Origin of the sequence: Thermus thermophilus HB8 (assembly GCF_000091545.1) — a bacterium.
GTDB classification, from domain to species: Bacteria; Deinococcota; Deinococci; order Deinococcales; family Thermaceae; genus Thermus; species Thermus thermophilus.
Map to the genome: position 1 here is coordinate 1,140,470 of NC_006461.1, position 16,984 is coordinate 1,157,453.

A 16,984-nucleotide genomic window follows, 5' to 3' on the forward strand; every position below is an offset into this window, starting at 1 on the left:
TCAGGTGGTGTAAAGGGCGTTGATGCGCACGTAGTCCTCGGTGAGGTCGCAGCCGTAGGCCTCCCCTGCCCCTTGCCCCTCCCGGAGGTCCACCAGGACCTCCACCTCCTCGGCCCGCATGGCCCGGCCCGCCTCCTCCCGGTCAAAGGGAAGAACCCCGCCCTCGTAGAGGGGAATCCCCTGGAGAACGATGCGCACCCGCAAGGGGTCAAACCGGGCCCCCGAGTTGCCGAGGGCGGCCAGGATCCTCCCCCAGTTGGGGTCGTTGCCGTAGAGGGCGCTCTTCCAGAGGGCGCTTCCCGCAATGGCCCTCGCCGCCCGCCGCGCCTCCTCCTCCGTGGCCGCCCCCACCACCCGCACCACCATGAGCTTGGTGGCCCCCTCCCCGTCCCGGGCGATCATGCGGGCAAGCTCTTGGGCCACGGCCTCCACCCCCTCAAAGAAGGCCTTCAGGGGCACCTCCCCGTAGGCCCCGTTGGCCATGAGGAGGGCGAGGTCGTTGGTGGAGGTGTCCCCGTCCACGGTGACTTGGTTGAAGGTGCGCTCCACTACCCGCCGCCACCCGGCCCTCAAGGCCTCCTGGGGGACCAGGGCGTCCGTGACCAGGAAGGCGAGCATGGTGGCCATGTTGGGGTGGATCATGCCGCTTCCCTTGGCGAGGCCCACGATCCTGGCCCCCGCCACCTCGGCCTCGGCCACCTTGGGGCGGGTGTCCGTGGTGAGGATGGCCTCGGCGAAGGCCTCGGCGAAGGGGGTGAGGCCGATCTCGGGCAAGCCCCTCGCGATCTTTTCCACGGGCAAGGGCACCCCGATCACCCCGGTGGAGGCGGTGAGGACCTCCTCCGGGGAAAGCCCGAGGCGCAAGGCGGCGAGCTCGGCCATGCGCCGGTCGTCCTCGTAGCCTCTTTCCCCGGTGGCGCAGTTGGCGTTGCCGGCGTTCACCACCACGGCCCTCAAGGGCTTCCCCGAGGCGTAAAGCGCCCTTCCCCGGTGGATGGAGGGCGCGGCCGCCCGGTTCTGCGTGGCGGCGTAGGCCCAGGCCGCGGGCAAGCCGGAGACCAAAAGGGCGAGGTCGGGCCTTCCCGAGGGCTTGATCCCCGCCCGGGTGGCCCCCGCCCTAAAGCCCCTGGGAAGCCTCACGGCCATAACCCCTCCTTGGGAAGCGCCGTCTCCTCGGGAAGGCCCAGCATCAGGTTGAGGTTCTGCACCGCCTGCCCCGCCATGCCCTTCACCAGGTTGTCCAGGGCGGCGAAGACCAAAACCCGCCCCGTCCTCTCCTCGTAGAGGGGCCTCACGTCCACCCGGTTGCTCCCCAGGGTGGCCTTGGTCTCGGGAAGCCCCTTAAGGACCCGCACGAAAGGCTCCCCGGCGTAGAAGTCCCGGTAAAGCGCCTCTAGGCTCTCCTGGCTCCAAGCGCCCTCCACCTCCGCCTCGGCGGTGACCAGGATCCCCCGGGTCATGGGCACCAGGTGGGGGGTGAAGGAAAGCCGCACCGCCCTCGCCTCCCCGTGGGTGCGGACGCGCCTCCCCTGGGCCAAAATCCTCCCCAGGTTCCGCTCCATCTCGGGGATGTGCCGGTGGGTGCCCCCCGCCTTGTAGGGCTTGAGGTTCTCGTTGACCTCGGCGAAGGCGGTGCCCTCGGCCTCCCGCCCCGCCCCCGAGACCCCGCTCAGGCCCACCACGAAGGCCCCCTTCAGGACCCCTTCCGCCGCCAAGGGCGCGAGGGCCAAGGTGGCGGCGGTCACGTAGCAACCCGGGTTGGCCACGAGCCTCGCCCCCTTAAGCTCCTCCCGGTGGAGCTCGGGAAGGCCGTAGACCGCTTCCCGGTAGAGGTCAGGGCTCTTATGGGGGATGCGGTACCAAGCCTCGTAGACCTCGGGGGGCAGGCGGAAGTCCCCGGAGAGGTCCACCACCCGCTTCCCCGCCTTAAGGGCCTCGGGGGCGATCTCCATGGAAAGCCCGTTGGGAAGGGCGAGGAAGACCACCTCCGCCCGCTCTAGGACCTCCTCTTGGGCGGCGAAGAGCCTTCCGTCCCAAAGCTGGGGCCAGGCGGCCTCCAGGGGCCTTCCCTCGTACTTGCGGCTGGAAAACCCCACGAGCTCCACCTCGGGGTGGGCCTTGAGGAGCCGCAAAAGCTCCGCCCCCCCGTACCCCGAGGCCCCCAGGATCCCCACCCTTACCACGGCACCTCCAAGAAGGCCTCGGGAAAGGCGAGGGGGGAGACCCTCTCCCCAGGCCTCACCCAGATCTGCTCCCGGTAGTGGTCTTCCTCCGGGGTGCGGAAGAGGAGGAGCTTTCCCCCCAGGAGGTCCTGGACCCAGACCTCCGGCACCCCGGCCTTGGCGTAGAGGGGGACCTTCTTGGTGAGGTCGTAGTCCAAGGACGCGTCCGCCACCTCCACCACAAGGAGAACATCCTCCGGGCGGGGCAGGCGCTCGCGGTAGTCCCCCGGCCGAAGCAGGGCAAGATCCGGTTCCAGGTAGGTGTCCGGGGGCAGGGCCAAGGGCCCCTGCACCTGGACAAAGACTTCGGGAAGACTGGAAAAAACCCGGTTCCAGCGGTTTACGGCGTAGGCGTGCCGAGGACCTATGGGCGCCATCTGGTAGATCTCTCCCTCTAGAAGCTCCACCCCCCGCTCGGGAAGGGGAAGCTTCAGGAACTCCTCCAGGCTAAAGCGGTAGGGCCGGACCATACCCCTACTTTAGCAAGGTAAGAAGCACGGCCTTGGCGGTGTGGAGGCGGTTTTCCGCCTGGTCAAAGACCCGGCTCCGCGGCCCGTGGACCGCCTCCTCCGTGGTCTCCTCCCCGTAGTGGGCGGGGAGGCAGTGGAGGAAGACACCCTCCGGGCGGAGGAGCTTGAGCAACTCCCCGTTCACCTGGAAGCCCTGGAAGTCCCGGAGGCGCTTCTCCCTTTCCGCCTCCTGCCCCATGCTGGTCCAGACGTCGGTGTAGAGGGCGTGGGCGCCCAAGGCGGCCTCCTTGGGGTCGTGGGTGAAGAAGGCGTTCGCCCGCTTGAGAAGGCCAGGGTCGGGCTCGTAGCCCTTGGGGGTCGCGACCCGCACCTTAAGGCCCGCCAGGGGAGCCACCTCAAGAAGGGAGTTCAGGACGTTGTTTCCGTCCCCCACCCAGGCCACCTCGAGGCCCGCAAGCCCCCCAAAAACCTCCTTCAGGGTGAGGAGGTCCGCCAGGGCCTGGAGGGGGTGGGCGCGGTCGGAGAGGGCGTTCACCACGGGGACCTTGGCGTGGCGGGCCAGGGCCTCCACCGTCTCGTGGCGAAAGACCCGGGCGGCGATCCCCTCCACGAAGCGCTCCAGGTTCTTGGCCACGTCCCTCACGGGCTCCCTCTCCCCGATGCCCACCTGCTTCTGGTCCAGGTAAACGGCGTGCCCCCCCAGGTGGACCATGGCCACCTCGAGGGTCGTCCGGGTGCGCAAGGAGGGCTTCTCAAAGAGGAGGGCGAGGACCTTCCCTTTGAGGTCCTCCCCCCGGTAGCGCTCCCGCTTTAGCTGCTCCGCCAGGTCCAGAAGGGCCTGAAGCTCCTTGGGGCCGTAGCCGGAAAAGTCCAGAAGGTCCTTGGGCAGGGTCAGGGCCTCTCCCCCCATGAGGCCTTAAGCATACCCTGTGCCCGCAAACTTATGCAAGGGCCTAGGCCCGGGACCAGGGCACGTAAAGCACGGGAAGAGGGCTTACGAAAGGCTCGGCGTAGTCCACCCCCAAATAGTTCCCCCAGTAGCGGCGCATGGCCTTGCGGGCCTCCACCCCCTTGGGCCCCACGGTCTCGCTCGCCGCCTCCCCCGTAAACTGGCTCCTATAGGCCAAAACCGCGGCCTCCCACTGGTCTATGAAGGCGGAGATCTTGACCAGAAAGCTCGGGGCGAAGGGATGGTTCCCCGGGTAGAAGAAAAGCCTCTCCACCCGGAAAGGCTCCCCCTCCAAGGGGGCCTTCCTCAGGCCCGCCAGGTGGACCGCGGCCACGGCGAGGCGGCTTGCGGCGGTGTGGTCGGGGTGGCGGTCGGCCTCGAGGGGGGCGAAGACCACCCGGGGCCGAAGCCGCCTCAGGGCCTGGGCGAGCTTTAGCCGCTGCTCCGGGACGTCGGCGAGCCCCCCGTCGGGAAACCCAAGGTTTCCCCTAAAGTCCAGCCCCAGGATCCGGCTCGCCTCGGCCACCTCCTTCTCCCGCTCCTCCGGGGTGCCCTTGGAGCCCATCTCCCCCCGGGTGAGGTCCAAAATCCCCGTGGAAAGCCCCTCGGCCTTGGCCCGGGCCAGGGTCCCGCCACAGCCCAGCTCCCCGTCGTCGGGGTGGGGGGCGACGACCAAGAGGTCAAGCATCCCCTTCCTCCAGAATCCGCCGAAGCGCCTCCGCGAGCGCGGGCACCTTGTGGGCCACAATATCCCAAAGGGTAGCGTCGTCCAAGGCGAAGTAGGCGTGGGCTAAAACGTCCCCCAAACCGGCGATCGCCCGCCACTCCACCGAGGGGTAGCGGGCCCGCACGGAGTCGGGCACCTTCTTCGCCGCCTCACCGAGGACCCCCGGGTTGCGAAGCACGGCATCGTAAACCAGCTCGTTTCGGACGAAGGCGTGAAAATCAAGGCCCTCGGAGCGCATGACCTTTTCACAGGCCTCCAGCATGTCCCGAAGGAAAAGCCGATGGCTACGCGACACGGACGGCCTCGCCCAACACCTCGGACACCGCCCAGGGCTTCAAGGCCCCCTTCATCACCAAGTCCACGGGCCGCCCCAGGAGGCTTTCCAAAAACTCTTTCACCCGCCAGTAGCCCTCAAAGCCCGGCGGAGTGGCAAAAGCCACCAGCAGGTCCACGTCGCTCCTGGGCCGGGCCTCACCCCGGGCCAAGGAGCCGAAGAGGTAGAGCTCCGCTACCCCCAGGGCGCATAGCTCAGGCCAACGGGACCGGAGCAGGGCCAGGACCTCCTCCTTCCGCACACCTCCAGTCTAGCGTGCCTCCACCCGCTCTCCAAGCCGCCTCTCCGTCCCCTCCCGGAGGCGCTTGAGGTTTTCCCGGTGGGTCCAGAAGATGAGGAGGGCCATGAGGAAGACCGTGGCCACCTCCCAAAGGGGCCTGCCCAAGGCCAGGGAGAGGACGAAGGCCGCCACCCCCCCGGTCATGCTCCCCGCGGAGACGTAGCGGGTGAGGAGGATGACGCTTAGCCCTATGGGAAAGGTCCAGAGGGCCAAGACGGGGTCCAGGAAGAGGAGGGTGCCGAAGCTCGTGGCCACCCCCTTCCCCCCGCGGAAGCGGAGGAAGACCGAGTAGTTGTGGCCCAAAACCGCCATCAAGGCCACCCCGCCCAGCATCCAGTCGGAAAGGCCAAAGGCCCGGGCCACGAGGACGGCGATCCCGCCCTTGAAGACGTCAAAGAAGGCCACCACCAAAGCCGGGCCCCAGCCCAAAGCGCGGAGGACGTTGGTGGCCCCGATATTCCCCGAGCCCACCTTGCGGAGGTCCACCCCGTAGGTGCGGGCCACCAGCACCCCGGCGGGCACGGAGCCGAAGAGGTAGGCGAGAAGGAGCGTCCAAACCGCTGCCGTCATGCCCCCGCATTCTACCCTCGGCGCGGGCACCTATGTCCGAACCAAGGCTGTGGCGAGGCCCTATTGGAGGGCCTAGCTGCTCGCCGAGGTGTAGCTCCTCAAGGCCAGGCGGAAAAACCCCCGGGCCAGGGCCAAAAGGCCAAGGGCGAGGAGGAAGGCGGCAAAGGGGGCCTCTCCCCTCCCCAGGGCCGCTTCCGCGGGCACGGTGGTGAGGAAGGCCACGGGTACCACGAAGGTGAAGAAGACCCGGTAAAGGGCGGGATAGCTCCCCACGGGAAACCGCCCCGCCTCGAGGAGCCCCCGCAGGACCTCGGTGACGTTGTAGATCTTCACGAACCAGATGCTGGTGGTGGCGAGGAGGAACCAGAGGCTGTAGAGCATGACGCTGCCCAAGGCCAGGTAGAAGAGGAAGAGAAGGTAGCCTCCAAGCCCAAGGCCAAGCCGCTCCCCCGCGTAAAGGAGAAGCCCCATCCCCAAGAGGAAGTCCCCCAGGCCCCAGGGGGAGAAGGCGCGGAAGGAGAGCCAGAACTGGGGGTCTATGGGCTTGAGGAGGACGAAGTCCAGGGTCCCCTGCTGCACGTGTTCCACGATCTTGTTGAGGTTGGGGGCGAGGAGGGTGCTCCCCAGGCCCTGAAGCAGGGTGAAGGCGGAAAGGACCAAAAGGGCCTCCTCCAGCCGCCACCCCCCCGGCCTGTACCCCCCCTGGTAGAGGAGGAGGAGGCCGAAGAGGGCGCCGAGGAGGGTGAGGCAGGAGGAGAGGAGGCCCAGGTAGAAGTTGGCCCGATACTCCATCTCCGCCGCCAAGGAGGTGAGGAGAAAAAGGCGCAAAACCCGGAGGTAGCGCACCCTCCCAAGGTAGACTTGGAGGCATGATGGGCGCAAGCCCCATCGTGGTGGCGGAAGGCCTCACCCGGCACTACCGGGTGGCCCTGAAGGAGGACTCCCTCCTGGGGACGCTCCGCCACTTCCTCCGCCGACGCTACCAGACCATCCGGGCCGTGGAAGGGGTCTCCTTCCGGATCCTTCCCGGGGAGGTGGTGGGGTTTTTGGGCCCCAACGGGGCGGGCAAGACCACCACGCTCAAGATGCTCACCGGCCTTGTCCACCCCACGAGGGGCAAGGCCCTGGTGGCGGGGCACGTGCCCTGGAGGAGGGAGAAGGCCTTCCTCAGGAAGATCACCCTGGTCATGGGCAACAAGCAACAGCTCATCTGGGACCTCCCCGCCATGGACTCCTTCCGCCTGAACGCCGCCATCTACGAGATCCCGGAAGGGGAGTTCAGAAAGCGGGTCTTGGAGCTTGCGGAGATGCTCTCCCTCACGGAGAAGCTCCACCAGCCCGTGCGCAAGCTCTCCTTAGGGGAGAGGATGAAGGCCGAGCTCCTGGCCGCCCTCCTCCACCGCCCGGAGGTCCTCTTCCTGGACGAGCCCACCCTGGGCCTGGACGTGAACGCCCAGGTGGCGGTCCGGGAGTTCATCCGGGAGTACAACCGCCGCTATGGGGCCACGGTCCTCCTCACGAGCCACTACATGGCGGACATCGCCGCCCTATCTGAACGCGTCCTGGTCATCCACCAGGGCAGGCTCCTCTACGACGGGGCCCTGGAGGGGCTTTTGGCGCGCTTCGCCCCCTACCGGGAGGTGCGCCTCACCCTGGGAAGCCCCCTTCCCCGGGAGGCCCTCCTCCCCTTCGGCGAGGTGCGGGCCCTGGAGGGGCGGGAGGGGCGGCTTCTCGTGCCCCGGGAAAGGCTCACGGAGAGGGTGGCGGAGATCCTAAAGAGGCTTCCCGTGGAGGACCTCGAGGTCCGGGAGCCCCCCCTGGAGGAGGTCATCGCCAAGGTCTTCCAAAGCCCCAAGGAGGCGGTATGACCCCATGCCGGCGCAAGGGCTTCGGTGGCCGGCCCTGGGGATAGCGCGGAGGAACGATGAGAAAGGCAGGGACCCTCCTCTCCGTCTACCTGGCCTACATGCTGGAGTACCGGGCGGAGCTCTTCCTCTGGGCCCTGGCGGGGGCGCTTCCCCTGATCCTCCTCGGGGTCTGGACCGAGGCCGCAAGGGGTGGGGAGTTTCCCCTAAGCCCGGGGGAGTTCGCCCGCTACTTCCTCATGGTCTTCCTGGTGCGCCAGGCCACGGTGGTCTGGGTGGTGTGGGAGTTTGAGCGGGACGTGGTGGAGGGGAGGCTCTCCTTCCGGCTCCTTAGGCCCTTGGACCCCTTCTTTGACCACCTGGCCGCCCACACCGCCGAAAGGCTCGCCCGGCTTCCCTTCGTCGTCCTCCTCACCCTCCTCTTCTTCGCCCTTTTCCCCGAGGCCCGCTTTCTGCCGGAGCCCGGGGCCTTCCTCTTGGGCCTCGGCCTCACCGTCCTCGCCTTCCTCCTCCGCTACACCATGCAGTACACCACCGCCCTCCTCACCTTCTGGACCGAGCGGGCCACCAGCGTGGAGGAGGTCTTCTTCCTCCTCTACCTCTTCCTCTCGGGGACCATCGCCCCCCTCGAGGTCTTCCCCGAACCCCTGAAAAGCCTCGCCCTCCTCACCCCCTTCCCCTACCTCGTCTACCTCCCCGCCGCCCTCCTCGCCGGGCAGGAGGTCGCCCTCTTCCCCGGCCTCTGGATCATGCTCCTCTGGGGCGTGGGCTTTCTCCTCCTCTCCCGCCTGCTTTGGCGGCTCGGCCTCAGGCGCTACTCGGGCCAGGGGGCATAATGGAGGCATGGCCACCCGCTACCGCTTCCGGGTAGAGGAGTTTGAGCGAGCCTTCCAGGGGGTGCCCCACGTGGAGCTCCTCCGGGGGGAGGTCTACCGGATGGGCCCCATCGGACCCAAGCACGTGCACAAGGTGGCGCAGTTGGATGCCAGACTTCAGGAAGCCCTGAAGGGAAAGGCCGTGGTGGCCGTCCAGTCCCCCTTGCGCCTCTCCGAGGACTCCGAGCCCGAGCCGGACCTCATGGTGCTTAAGCCCCCTTTGGAGCGCTACCAGGACCGGCTCCCCACCCCGGAGGACGTCCTCCTCCTCGTGGAGGTGGCCGACACCTCCTTGGAGTTTGACCGGGAGGTGAAGCTTCCCCTCTACGCCGAGGCGGGCATCCCCGAGGTCTGGCTCGTGAACCCAAAGGAGAACCTCCTGGAAGCCCACCGGGACCCCCGGGGCGGTCGCTACCGGGAGATCCGGCTCCTCTCCCCCGAGGAAGAGGTAAGCCTTTCCGCCTTCCCCGAGGTCAGGCTCCCCTGGGCGTAGCCACCGGGTAGAGGAGGGCGTAGGCGTACCCGTCGGTGAGGGCCTTGAGGGAGGCCTCGAGGATGTTCTCGCTCGCCCCCACGGTGGCGAAGCGCTCCTCCCCCCGCTTCATCTCCACCATGACCCGCACCCCGGAGTTCGTCCCCGCCTCCTGGCCGGAGAGGATCCGCACCTTGTAGTCCGTGAGCTCCACCTCGGAAAGCTCCGGATAGAACTGCAACACGGCCTTGCGGAAGGCCCTATCCAGGGCGGAGACGGGCCCGAAGGGGCTTTCCGCGGCGGTGTGCTGGAGGCTCTCCCCCACCCTAACCCGCACCGTGGCCTCGGCCCAGGCGGTGGAAAGGCCCCTTCCGTGGACGAAGACGCTAAAGCCCTCCACGCTGAAGGGAAGGCTCCCGCCCTTCAGGCGGTGGGCGAGGAGGTAGAAGCTCGCCTCCGCCCCCTCAAAGGCGTAGCCCTCGTACTCCAGGGCCTTGACCTCGTCCAGAAGGCGCCTGGCCTCCTCCTTGCTTAGGTCCACCCCGAGCTCCTGGAGCTTGGCGAGGAGGTTGGAGCGGCCCGAGACGTCCGAGACCAGAAAGCGCCGCTGGTTCCCCACCCACTCCGGGGGGATGTGCTCGTAGGTGCGGGGGTTCTTGAGGACGGCGGAGACGTGCACCCCGGCCTTGTGGGCGAAGGCCGCCTCCCCCACGTAGGGGGCGCGGCGGTTGGGGGTGAGGTTGGCCCTTTCGTCCACGAAGTGGGAAACCTCCCTGAGCTCCCTCAGCTTTTCCGGGGAGATGGCGGGGATCCCGTACTTGAAGACCAGGGTGGGGAGGAAGCTCGTGAGGTTGAGGTTGCCGCACCTTTCCCCGTAGCCGTTGATGGTGCCCTGGACGTGGGTGGCCCCGGCCCGCACCGCCGCGAGGGCGTTGGCCACGGCGAGGTCGGCGTCGTTGTGGGGGTGGATGCCCACCCGGACCCCCGGAAACCGCTCCACCACCGCCTTGGTGATGGCGTAGACCTCCTCGGGGAGGCTCCCCCCGTTGGTGTCGCAAAGGACCAGGGTGTCGGCCCCGCCCCTGAAGGCGGCCTCGAGGGTGGCGAGGGCGTAAGCGGGGTCCTCCTTGTAGCCGTCAAAGAAGTGCTCGGCGTCGTAGACCACCCGCCTGCCCCTCCGGGCGAAGAAGGCCACCGTCTCCTCAATCATGCGGAGGTTCTCCTCCAAGGAGGTCTCCAAAGCCTCCAAAACGTGGAGGGTCCAGCTCTTCCCGAAGAGGACCACCACCGGGGTCTCCGCCTCCAAAAGGGCGAGGACCGAGGGGTCTTCCTCGGGGGCGAGGCCCTTTCGCCTCGTGGCGCCGAAGGCGGCAAGCCTCGCCGCCCCCAGGTCCACCCCCCTCATGCGCTGGAAGAACTCGGCGTCCTTGGGGTTGGAGCCGGGCCACCCCCCCTCAATGAGGTGGATCCCGAAGGCGGCGAGGCGCCTCGCGATGGCCACCTTGTCGTCCACGGAGAGGCTTACCCCCTCCCCTTGGGTGCCGTCCCTTAAGGTGGTGTCCAGGATTTCTACCACTTATGCCCCCCTAGGTCAAACCCATAGGCCACTTCCCAGAGCTTAGCCCCACCCAGCTCAATCTCCCGCTCCCCCAGGAGCACCCCGCCCAGGTGCTCGTAGAAGCCCCGCCCCTTTGGGTTCTCCTTGAGGACCCAGACCAGCATCCGCCCATAGCCCTCTGCCTGAAGCAGCCGGGCTCCCTCGTGGAACAAGGCCCGCCCCAGGCCCTTACGCTGCCAGGTGGGAAGAACGTAGATGGCCCAAAGCTCCGCGGTGTAGCCGGGAAAGCCGGAAGCCCGATCCGGCCCGAAGGCGGCGAAGCCCACCACCTCCCCGGACTCGGACTCGGCCACGAAAAGCCGACCGGGCCAGGTGGGGGTTTTCAGGCGCTGGGCCCACCTCTCCGCCTGCCCCTCGTAGGAAAGCCCCTCCAGGAAGGCCTCCGGCACCACGCCCCGGTAGGTGGCCCGCCAAGTATCCACCAGGACCCGAGCCACCCCAGGGAGGTCCTCTAGCCCGGCCCTACGGATCCGCACCACGGACGCTTCCTAAAAGCCCCCACCCCTAGACCCCACGGTGGACCTCCTCAATGGAGGGCGGGTGCCGGGTGGCCCGGCCCGAGGCGAGCTTCCCGGCGGCGTCCAAAAAGGCCAAGGCGCTCGCCTCAATGATGTCCGGGGAGACCCCCACCCCCACGGCCTGGAGCTCGCCGAGCCGGAGGCGCACCGTGACCTGGCCCAAGGCCTCGGTGCTCCCCGTGATGGCCTCCACCCGGTAGAGCTCAAGCTCCGGCCTCAGGCCGATGGCCTCCTGGATGGCCTTGTACACGGCATCCACGGGACCGTCCCCGGTGTGGGTGGCGAGCCTCTCCCCGTCCGGGGTCTTCACCTTGACCGTGGCCGTGGGCAGGAGCCCGGAGCCCGAGAAAAACTGGACATGCTCCAGCTGGAAGAAGTGGGAGGTGGGCTCCCGCTCGCTTTCCACCAGGGCCTGGAGCTCCTCGGCGGAAAGGGGCCCCTTCTTCTCGGCGATCTCCTTGAAGCGGGCGAAGAGCTTCTTCACCTCCTCCTCGGAGAGGTCCTTGTAGCCCAGGTCCTCGAGGGCCTTTTTAAAAGCCGCCCGGCCCGAGTGCTTGCCGAGGACGAGCACGGCGGGCCGCCTCCCGATGAGCTCGGCGTCCATGATCTCGTAGGTGGCCCGGTGCTTGATGACCCCGTCCTGGTGGATCCCCGACTCGTGGGCGAAGGCGTTGTCCCCCACGATGGCCTTGTTGGGGGGGACGGGCATCCCGGTGTAGCGCTCCACCAGGCGGCTCACCCGGTAGATCTCCCGGGTGTTGATCCGCGTGTAGGCCTTGTACCAGTCCCGGCGGACGTAGAGGGCCATGACCACCTCCTCCAGGGCGCAGTTCCCCGCCCGCTCCCCGATGCCGTTGATGGTGCACTCAATCTGGCCCGCCCCGTTCTCCACGCCCGCCAGGGCGTTGGCCGTGGCCATGCCCAGGTCGTCGTGGGTGTGGGTGGAGATGACCACGTCCCGCCCCCGCACCACCTCGTCCCGGATCCTGCGGATCAGGGCCCCGTACTCCTGGGGCGTGCCGTAGCCCGTGGTGTCGGGGATGTTGATGGTGGTGGCCCCGGCCTCAATGGCCACCTCGTAAAGCCTCTTGACGAACTCCCAGTCCGCCCGCATCACGTCCTGGGCGGAGAACTCCACGTCGTCCACGTACCTCCTGGCGTAGCGGACCATTCTATCCGCCATCTCCAGGACCTCCTCCTCCGTCTTCCTCAGCATGTACTGCAGGTGGACCTTGGAGGCGGAGGTGAAGACGTGGATCCTGGGCTTCTCCGCCTTCTCCAGGGCCTTGGCCGCCTGGTCAATGTCCAGGGTGTGGGTGCGGGCGAGGGCGGCGATGATGGGGCCCTTGACCTCGGTGGCGATGCGGCGCACCGCCTCAAACTCCATGGGCCCCGATACGGGGAAGCCCGCCTCAATGATGTCCACGTTGAGCTGGGCGAGGGCCTGGGCGATCTCCAGCTTCTGGTCCAGGGAGAGGGCCACCCCTGGGCTTTGCTCCCCGTCCCTGAGCGTGGTGTCAAAGATCCGGATGTGCCGTTCCTTCTCCATCTTCCTTCACCTCCCTAAAAGCGCACAGGGGCCCCCGAAGGGGCCCCGTCCAAGCCCTTAGCCTACCTCCTCCATTACCCTGGCCTTGAGGAAGGGCATCATGGCGCGAAGCCTCGAGCCCACCTCCTCAATGGGGTGGGCCGCCCAGCGCTTGCGGTTGGCCTCCAGAACCGGGCTTCCCACCTGGTTCTCCAGCATCCACTCCCGGGCGAACTCCCCGGACTGGATCTGGCGCAGGATCTCCCGCATGCGGCGCTTGGTCTCCTCCAGGGGCACGGCGAGGTCGCCCCGGGTGTAGTCCCCGTACTCGGCGGTGTTGGAGATGGAGTAGCGCATCCCCTTAAGCCCCGCCTCGTAGATGAGGTCCACGATGAGCTTCACCTCGTGGACGGTCTCAAAGTAGGCCATCTCCGGGGGGTAGCCCGCCTCCACCAGGGTCTCAAACCCCGCCCGGATGAGCCGGGTGAGCCCCCCGCAAAGCACCGCCTGCTCCCCGAAGAGGTCCGTCTCCGTCTCGTCCTTGAAGGTGGTGGCGATGACCCCGGCCCGGGCCGCCCCGATGGCCTTGGCGTAGGCGAGGGCGGTGGGGAAGGCGCTTCCCGAGGCGTCCTGGTGCACGGCCACGAGGGCCGGGACCCCGCTTCCCTTCTGGTACTCCGAGCGCACCAAGTGGCCCGGGCCCTTGGGGGCCACCATCCAGACGTCCAGGTCCTTGCGGGGCTTGATCTGGCCGAAGTGGACGTTGAAGCCGTGGGCGAAGGCCAGGGCCCCGCCCTCCTTGAGGTTGGGCTCCACCTCCTCCCGGTAGACCTGGGCCTGCTTCTCGTCGGGGAGGAGGACCATGACGACGTCGGCCTCCCGCACCGCCTCGGCCACGGGGAGGACCCTAAGCCCGGCGGCCTCCGCCTTCTCCCAGCTCCTAGACCCTTTGCGCAGGCCCACGCGCACGTCCACCCCCGAGTCCTTGAGGTTCAGGGCGTGGGCGTGCCCCTGGGAGCCGAAGCCCAAGACCGCCACCTTCTTGCCCAGGATGAAGCCAAGGTCCGCGTCGTGCTCGTAGTAGATCTTCATACCGCCTCCTTCTTCTCCCGCACCTTCAAGACCCGGTCTCCCCGGCTCATGGCCACCGCGCCGGTGCGCATGACCTCGAGGATCCCGTAGGGTCTCAAGGCCTCAATAAAGGAGTTGACCTTCTGGGTGTCCCCGGTGAGCTCCAGGATGAGGCTCTTCTGGGCCACGTCCACCACCCTCGCCCGGAAAGCCTCCTGGATGTCCTTGACGGCGAGGCGCTCCTCGAGGCCCGCCACGTGGACCTTCACCAGGCAGAGCTCCCGCTCCACGTGGGGCTCGGTGTGGTCCGTGACCTTAAGCACCTCAATGAGCCGGTTAAGCTGCTTCTCCACCTGCTCCAGGGTGCGGTCGTCCCCGGAGACCACGAGGCAGATCCGGGAAAGCCCCGGCTGGTGGGTGGTGCCCACGGCGAGGCTTTCCAGGTTGAAGCCGCGCCTTGCGAAAAGGCCCGTGATGCGGTTCAAGACCCTGGGGTGGTCCTGCACCAAAACGGAGATGACGTGCCTCACGCCCCCACCTCCTCCTTCTCCTCGGGAGGCTCGAGGATCATGTCCTCGGCCGCGCCCCCGGCGGGGATCATGGGGAAGACCCCCTCCTCCTGGTAGACCTTGAACTCGGCCACCACGGGGCCGTCGGCGTTCAGGACGGCCTCCACCCCCTTCATGAGGTCCTCCTTCCGCTCCACCCTCACCCCCTTGATCCCGTAGGCCTCGGCGAGGCGGGCGAAGTCGGGGTTGGAGTCCGCCAGGTAGACCTCGCTGTAGCGCTTGGCGTGGAAGAGGTCCTGCCACTGGCGCACCATGCCCAGGTAGCCGTTGTTCAGGATGACGACCTTCACGTCCAGCTTGTACTTCACCACCGTGGCCAGCTCCTGCAGGGTCATCTGGAAGGAGCCGTCCCCGTCAAAGTCAATGACGAGCTCCTCAGGGCGGGCGATCTTGGCCCCGATGGCGAAGGGAAGCCCCACCCCCATGGTGCCGAGGCCCCCACTGGTGAGGAAGCTCCTCGGCCTCGTCACGGGGAAGAACTGGGCGGCGAACATCTGGTGCTGCCCCACCCCCGTGGTGACGATGGCGTGTCCTCCCGTGGCCTCGTAGAAGGCCCGGATCACCTCCTGGCTCTGCAGGTGGGGCTTGGGCCTGTAGCGCAAGGGGTAGCGGGTGCGCCACTCCTCGAGCTCCCGCCACCAGGCGGCAAGCCTCAAGGCCTTCGCCCCCTTGAGGAGCTCCTTGAGGACGAGCCTCGAGTCCCCCACGATGGGGATGTGGGTGCGCACCACCTTGCCGATCTCGGCGGGGTCTATGTCCACGTGGATGATGGTGTGGGCGTGGGGGGCGAAGCGGGAGACCTTGCCCGTGACCCGGTCGTCAAAGCGGAGGCCGATGGCGAGGATCACGTCCGCGTGGTGGATGGCCCGGTTGGCGGCCACGGTGCCGTGCATCCCCGGCATCCCGAGCCACAAGGGGTGGTTCCCGGGGAAGGCCCCGAGGCCCATGAGGGTGGTGATCACGGGAAGCCCCGTCTTCTCGGCGAAGGCGAGGAGCTCGGCGTGGGCGTGCTGCGCCCCACCCCCCACCATGAGGACGGGGCGCTCCGCCTTCTCCAGGGCGTCCAGGGCCCTCTCAATCTGCTTGGGGTGCCCCTTCAGGGTGGGCTTGTACCCGGGGAGGTCCAGCTTCACGTCAAAGCTCCCCGTGAACTCCGCAAGCTGCACGTCCTTGGGGATGTCAATGAGCACGGGGCCGGGGCGGCCGGTGGCGGCGATGTGGAAGGCCTCCTTCACCACCCGGGGGATCTCGTTCACGTCCTGGACCAGGTAGTTGTGCTTGGTGATGGGCATGGTAACCCCGGTGACGTCCGCCTCCTGGAAGGCGTCGGTGCCGATGAGGGCCCGGGGGACGTTCCCGGTGATGGCCACCACCGGGGTGGAGTCCATCATGGCGTCCGCGAGGCCCGTGACCAGGTTCAGGGCCCCGGGGCCCGAGGTGGCCATGACCACCCCCACCCGGCCTGAGGCGCGGGCGTAGGCGGTGGCCGCATGGACCCCGCCCTGCTCGTGCCGCACCAGGATGTGGCGGATGGGGCTGTCGTAGAGGGCGTCGTAGGTGGGCATGATCGCCCCGCCCGGGTGGCCGAAGATCACCTCCACCCCTTCCCGCTCCAGCGCCCTTAAAAGTGCCTCCGCTCCCTTCATGGACCCCTCCTTAAACTTGAAACCCCCGGTTGGCCCGGGGGGTTATGGGATGCGCCCTAAAGCGCTACGCCCTACCCCCCGCTGGCCCTACGATTAGGACCAGGGCTAGGGATAGGGCGAGCCCGGAACGCATCTTGCCGCTAAGGATAGCCCCCTAAGGCCTCGGTGTCAAGCCCCGCACCCGGGCGGCGATGGCGGTGAGGGCGGCCCTAGCGTGCTCCCGGCCGTTCTCAATGAAGACGGAGCGGGTGTCGGGCCCGTAGGCGCAGGAGCCCACGGCGAAGAGGCCGGGAACGGAGGTCTCCCACTCCGGGGAAAGCCAGGGCCTCTCCCCCTCGTAGGCCACCCCCGCCTCCCTAAGGAGGCGGTCTTCCGCCCGGTAGCCGATGAGAACCACCACGAAGTCGGCGGGCAGGAACTCCCGCCCAGAGGGCCTAGAAAGCCAAAGCCCCTCCGGGGTGATGGCCTCCACCCGGGCCTCCATGACCGCCCGGATGCTCCCCTCCTTGACCCGGTTCTCAAAGTCGGGGAGGAGCCAGTACTTCACCGAGGGCCGGACCCACTTTCCCCGGTGGACGAGGGTGACCCTCGCCCCGCCGCGGTAGAGGTCCAAGGCCGCCTCCACCGCCGAGTTGGACCCCCCCACCACCGCCACCTCCCGCCCGAAGAAGGGGGCGGCCTCCTCGTAGCGGTGGAGGACGTGGGGGAGGTCCTCCCCCGGGACGCCCAGGCGGTTCGGGTTCCCGAAGTAGCCCGTGGCCACCACCACGTACCGGGCCGAGAAGGCCCGCTCCCCCTTGCGGTCTTTGGCCAGGACCTGGAAGGCCCCCTCCCGGCCCCGGATGCTCAGGACCTCGGTGTAGGTGAGGACGCTTAGCCCCTCCCGCTCCGCCACCCGCTGGTAGTAGAGGAGGGCCTCCTTGCGGGTGGGCTTGGGGCCTTGGGCGACCAAGGGATGGCCCCCGATCTCAATGTTCTTGGCCTCGGAGAAGAAGACCATGTCCCGGGGAAAGCGGTAGACGGTCTCCGCCACCGTGCCCCGCTCCAGGACCAGGTGGGAGAGGCCGAGCCGCTTGGCCCAAAGGGCGGCGCAAAGCCCCACGGGACCCGCGCCCACCACGAGGACGTCCACCATGGCCCTGAGTTTACGGCAACGGACGGGCCTCCCCCGTGGGGTGGCTCACAAGGGCCCAGACGCTTGGGCCGCGTCCTCGGACCTCCTGGCCTGAAGCTTGAAAAACCTCAAACACGCCTCCCGGTTCTGGATTCC

Annotated in this window: 19 protein-coding genes; 3 read left to right on the forward strand and 16 right to left on the reverse strand. The window is 68.0% G+C overall.

The genetic code is table 11. The features are described from left to right. The 9 genes from argJ to TTH_RS06115 all read right to left on the reverse strand — a co-directional run bounded on the left by argJ (position 1) and on the right by TTH_RS06115 (position 6,398). Positions 1–1,146, reverse strand: coding sequence for a bifunctional glutamate N-acetyltransferase/amino-acid acetyltransferase ArgJ (argJ, locus tag TTH_RS06075; protein WP_011228506.1), 1,146 nt, complete (start codon positions 1,144–1,146; stop codon positions 1–3). Beyond that, positions 1,137–2,174 carry an N-acetyl-gamma-glutamyl-phosphate reductase gene (gene argC / locus TTH_RS06080; protein ID WP_011173267.1) on the reverse strand — a complete coding sequence of 346 codons (1,038 nt, stop codon included), beginning with the start codon at positions 2,172–2,174 and terminating at the stop codon, positions 1,137–1,139. The genes argJ and argC overlap by 10 nt, the downstream gene beginning before the upstream one ends. 2 nt (positions 2,175–2,176) lie before the next feature. After that, a complete protein-coding gene (locus tag TTH_RS06085; protein ID WP_011173268.1) occupies positions 2,177–2,692 on the reverse strand; it encodes a Uma2 family endonuclease in 516 nt (171 codons plus the stop codon). A 4-nt stretch (positions 2,693–2,696) separates the two neighbouring features. Then, positions 2,697–3,602: an ornithine carbamoyltransferase gene (gene argF, locus TTH_RS06090; RefSeq protein WP_011228507.1), complete on the reverse strand. Its 906-nt coding sequence runs from the start codon at positions 3,600–3,602 to the stop codon at positions 2,697–2,699. A gap of 43 nt (positions 3,603–3,645) precedes the next feature. Then, on the reverse strand, positions 3,646–4,329 hold the full coding sequence (bshB1, locus tag TTH_RS06095) for a bacillithiol biosynthesis deacetylase BshB1 (protein ID WP_011228508.1): 684 nt from the start codon (positions 4,327–4,329) through the stop codon (positions 3,646–3,648). Further along, positions 4,322–4,630, reverse strand: a complete 309-nt coding sequence (locus TTH_RS06100; RefSeq protein WP_224065209.1) for a HepT-like ribonuclease domain-containing protein — start codon at positions 4,628–4,630, stop codon at positions 4,322–4,324. Before TTH_RS06100 ends, bshB1 begins: the two co-directional genes overlap by 8 nt. A gap of 22 nt (positions 4,631–4,652) precedes the next feature. Continuing rightward, a complete protein-coding gene (locus tag TTH_RS06105; protein ID WP_011228510.1) occupies positions 4,653–4,943 on the reverse strand; it encodes a nucleotidyltransferase family protein in 291 nt (96 codons plus the stop codon). 9 nt (positions 4,944–4,952) lie between these two features. Next, complete coding sequence (gene plsY, locus TTH_RS06110; protein WP_011228511.1) at positions 4,953–5,552, reverse strand: glycerol-3-phosphate 1-O-acyltransferase PlsY; 600 nt, start codon at positions 5,550–5,552, stop codon at positions 4,953–4,955. Positions 5,553–5,624: 72 nt separating this feature from the next. Then, positions 5,625–6,398, reverse strand: coding sequence for an ABC transporter permease (locus TTH_RS06115; protein WP_011228512.1), 774 nt, complete (start codon positions 6,396–6,398; stop codon positions 5,625–5,627). A gap of 26 nt (positions 6,399–6,424) precedes the next feature. Here TTH_RS06115 and TTH_RS06120 point away from each other — a divergent pair, with 26 nt between their 5' ends. From TTH_RS06120 to TTH_RS06130, 3 genes are read left to right on the forward strand one after another with little or no spacing between them, the layout of a single operon-like run. Then, a complete protein-coding gene (locus TTH_RS06120; protein ID WP_011228513.1) occupies positions 6,425–7,420 on the forward strand; it encodes an ABC transporter ATP-binding protein in 996 nt (331 codons plus the stop codon). A gap of 56 nt (positions 7,421–7,476) precedes the next feature. Continuing rightward, on the forward strand, positions 7,477–8,253 hold the full coding sequence (locus TTH_RS06125; RefSeq protein WP_011228514.1) for an ABC transporter permease: 777 nt from the start codon (positions 7,477–7,479) through the stop codon (positions 8,251–8,253). Between the two features lie 7 nt (positions 8,254–8,260). Then, positions 8,261–8,785: a Uma2 family endonuclease gene (locus tag TTH_RS06130; RefSeq protein ID WP_011228515.1), complete on the forward strand. Its 525-nt coding sequence runs from the start codon at positions 8,261–8,263 to the stop codon at positions 8,783–8,785. Here TTH_RS06130 and cimA read toward each other — a convergent pair. The 7 genes from cimA to TTH_RS06165 all read right to left on the reverse strand — a co-directional run bounded on the left by cimA (position 8,766) and on the right by TTH_RS06165 (position 16,849). After that, on the reverse strand, positions 8,766–10,340 hold the full coding sequence (gene cimA / locus TTH_RS06135) for a citramalate synthase (protein WP_011228516.1): 1,575 nt from the start codon (positions 10,338–10,340) through the stop codon (positions 8,766–8,768). The genes TTH_RS06130 and cimA overlap by 20 nt on opposite strands. Then, a complete protein-coding gene (locus TTH_RS06140; RefSeq protein ID WP_224065210.1) occupies positions 10,334–10,858 on the reverse strand; it encodes a GNAT family N-acetyltransferase in 525 nt (174 codons plus the stop codon). Before TTH_RS06140 ends, cimA begins: the two co-directional genes overlap by 7 nt. A 28-nt stretch (positions 10,859–10,886) precedes the next feature. Further along, a complete protein-coding gene (locus TTH_RS06145) occupies positions 10,887–12,449 on the reverse strand; it encodes a 2-isopropylmalate synthase (protein ID WP_011228518.1) in 1,563 nt (520 codons plus the stop codon). Positions 12,450–12,506: 57 nt separating this feature from the next. Then, complete coding sequence (ilvC, locus tag TTH_RS06150; RefSeq protein ID WP_011173279.1) at positions 12,507–13,520, reverse strand: ketol-acid reductoisomerase; 1,014 nt, start codon at positions 13,518–13,520, stop codon at positions 12,507–12,509. Further along, positions 13,517–14,029: an acetolactate synthase small subunit gene (ilvN, locus tag TTH_RS06155; RefSeq protein WP_011173280.1), complete on the reverse strand. Its 513-nt coding sequence runs from the start codon at positions 14,027–14,029 to the stop codon at positions 13,517–13,519. The genes ilvC and ilvN overlap by 4 nt, the downstream gene beginning before the upstream one ends. Further along, positions 14,026–15,714: a biosynthetic-type acetolactate synthase large subunit gene (gene ilvB / locus TTH_RS06160; RefSeq protein ID WP_011228519.1), complete on the reverse strand. Its 1,689-nt coding sequence runs from the start codon at positions 15,712–15,714 to the stop codon at positions 14,026–14,028. The genes ilvN and ilvB overlap by 4 nt, the downstream gene beginning before the upstream one ends. Before the next feature lie 154 nt (positions 15,715–15,868). Continuing rightward, on the reverse strand, positions 15,869–16,849 hold the full coding sequence (locus tag TTH_RS06165) for a YpdA family putative bacillithiol disulfide reductase (protein WP_011228521.1): 981 nt from the start codon (positions 16,847–16,849) through the stop codon (positions 15,869–15,871). Between the last annotated feature and the right edge of the window lie 135 nt (positions 16,850–16,984).

Coding starts and splice junctions, on each gene's coding strand:
- TTH_RS06125 (WP_011228514.1), top strand. CDS start 7,477: ATGAGAAAGGCAGGGACCCTCCTCTCCGTCTACCTGGCCTACATGCTG.
- argF (WP_011228507.1), bottom strand. CDS start 3,602: ATGGGGGGAGAGGCCCTGACCCTGCCCAAGGACCTTCTGGACTTTTCC.
- TTH_RS06085 (WP_011173268.1), bottom strand. CDS start 2,692: ATGGTCCGGCCCTACCGCTTTAGCCTGGAGGAGTTCCTGAAGCTTCCC.
- ilvB (WP_011228519.1), bottom strand. CDS start 15,714: ATGAAGGGAGCGGAGGCACTTTTAAGGGCGCTGGAGCGGGAAGGGGTG.
- TTH_RS06120 (WP_011228513.1), top strand. CDS start 6,425: ATGGGCGCAAGCCCCATCGTGGTGGCGGAAGGCCTCACCCGGCACTAC.
- bshB1 (WP_011228508.1), bottom strand. CDS start 4,329: ATGCTTGACCTCTTGGTCGTCGCCCCCCACCCCGACGACGGGGAGCTG.
- TTH_RS06165 (WP_011228521.1), bottom strand. CDS start 16,849: ATGGTGGACGTCCTCGTGGTGGGCGCGGGTCCCGTGGGGCTTTGCGCC.
- plsY (WP_011228511.1), bottom strand. CDS start 5,552: ATGACGGCAGCGGTTTGGACGCTCCTTCTCGCCTACCTCTTCGGCTCC.
- TTH_RS06130 (WP_011228515.1), top strand. CDS start 8,261: ATGGCCACCCGCTACCGCTTCCGGGTAGAGGAGTTTGAGCGAGCCTTC.
- argJ (WP_011228506.1), bottom strand. CDS start 1,146: ATGGCCGTGAGGCTTCCCAGGGGCTTTAGGGCGGGGGCCACCCGGGCG.
- TTH_RS06145 (WP_011228518.1), bottom strand. CDS start 12,449: ATGGAGAAGGAACGGCACATCCGGATCTTTGACACCACGCTCAGGGAC.
- TTH_RS06100 (WP_224065209.1), bottom strand. CDS start 4,630: ATGCTGGAGGCCTGTGAAAAGGTCATGCGCTCCGAGGGCCTTGATTTT.
- ilvC (WP_011173279.1), bottom strand. CDS start 13,520: ATGAAGATCTACTACGAGCACGACGCGGACCTTGGCTTCATCCTGGGC.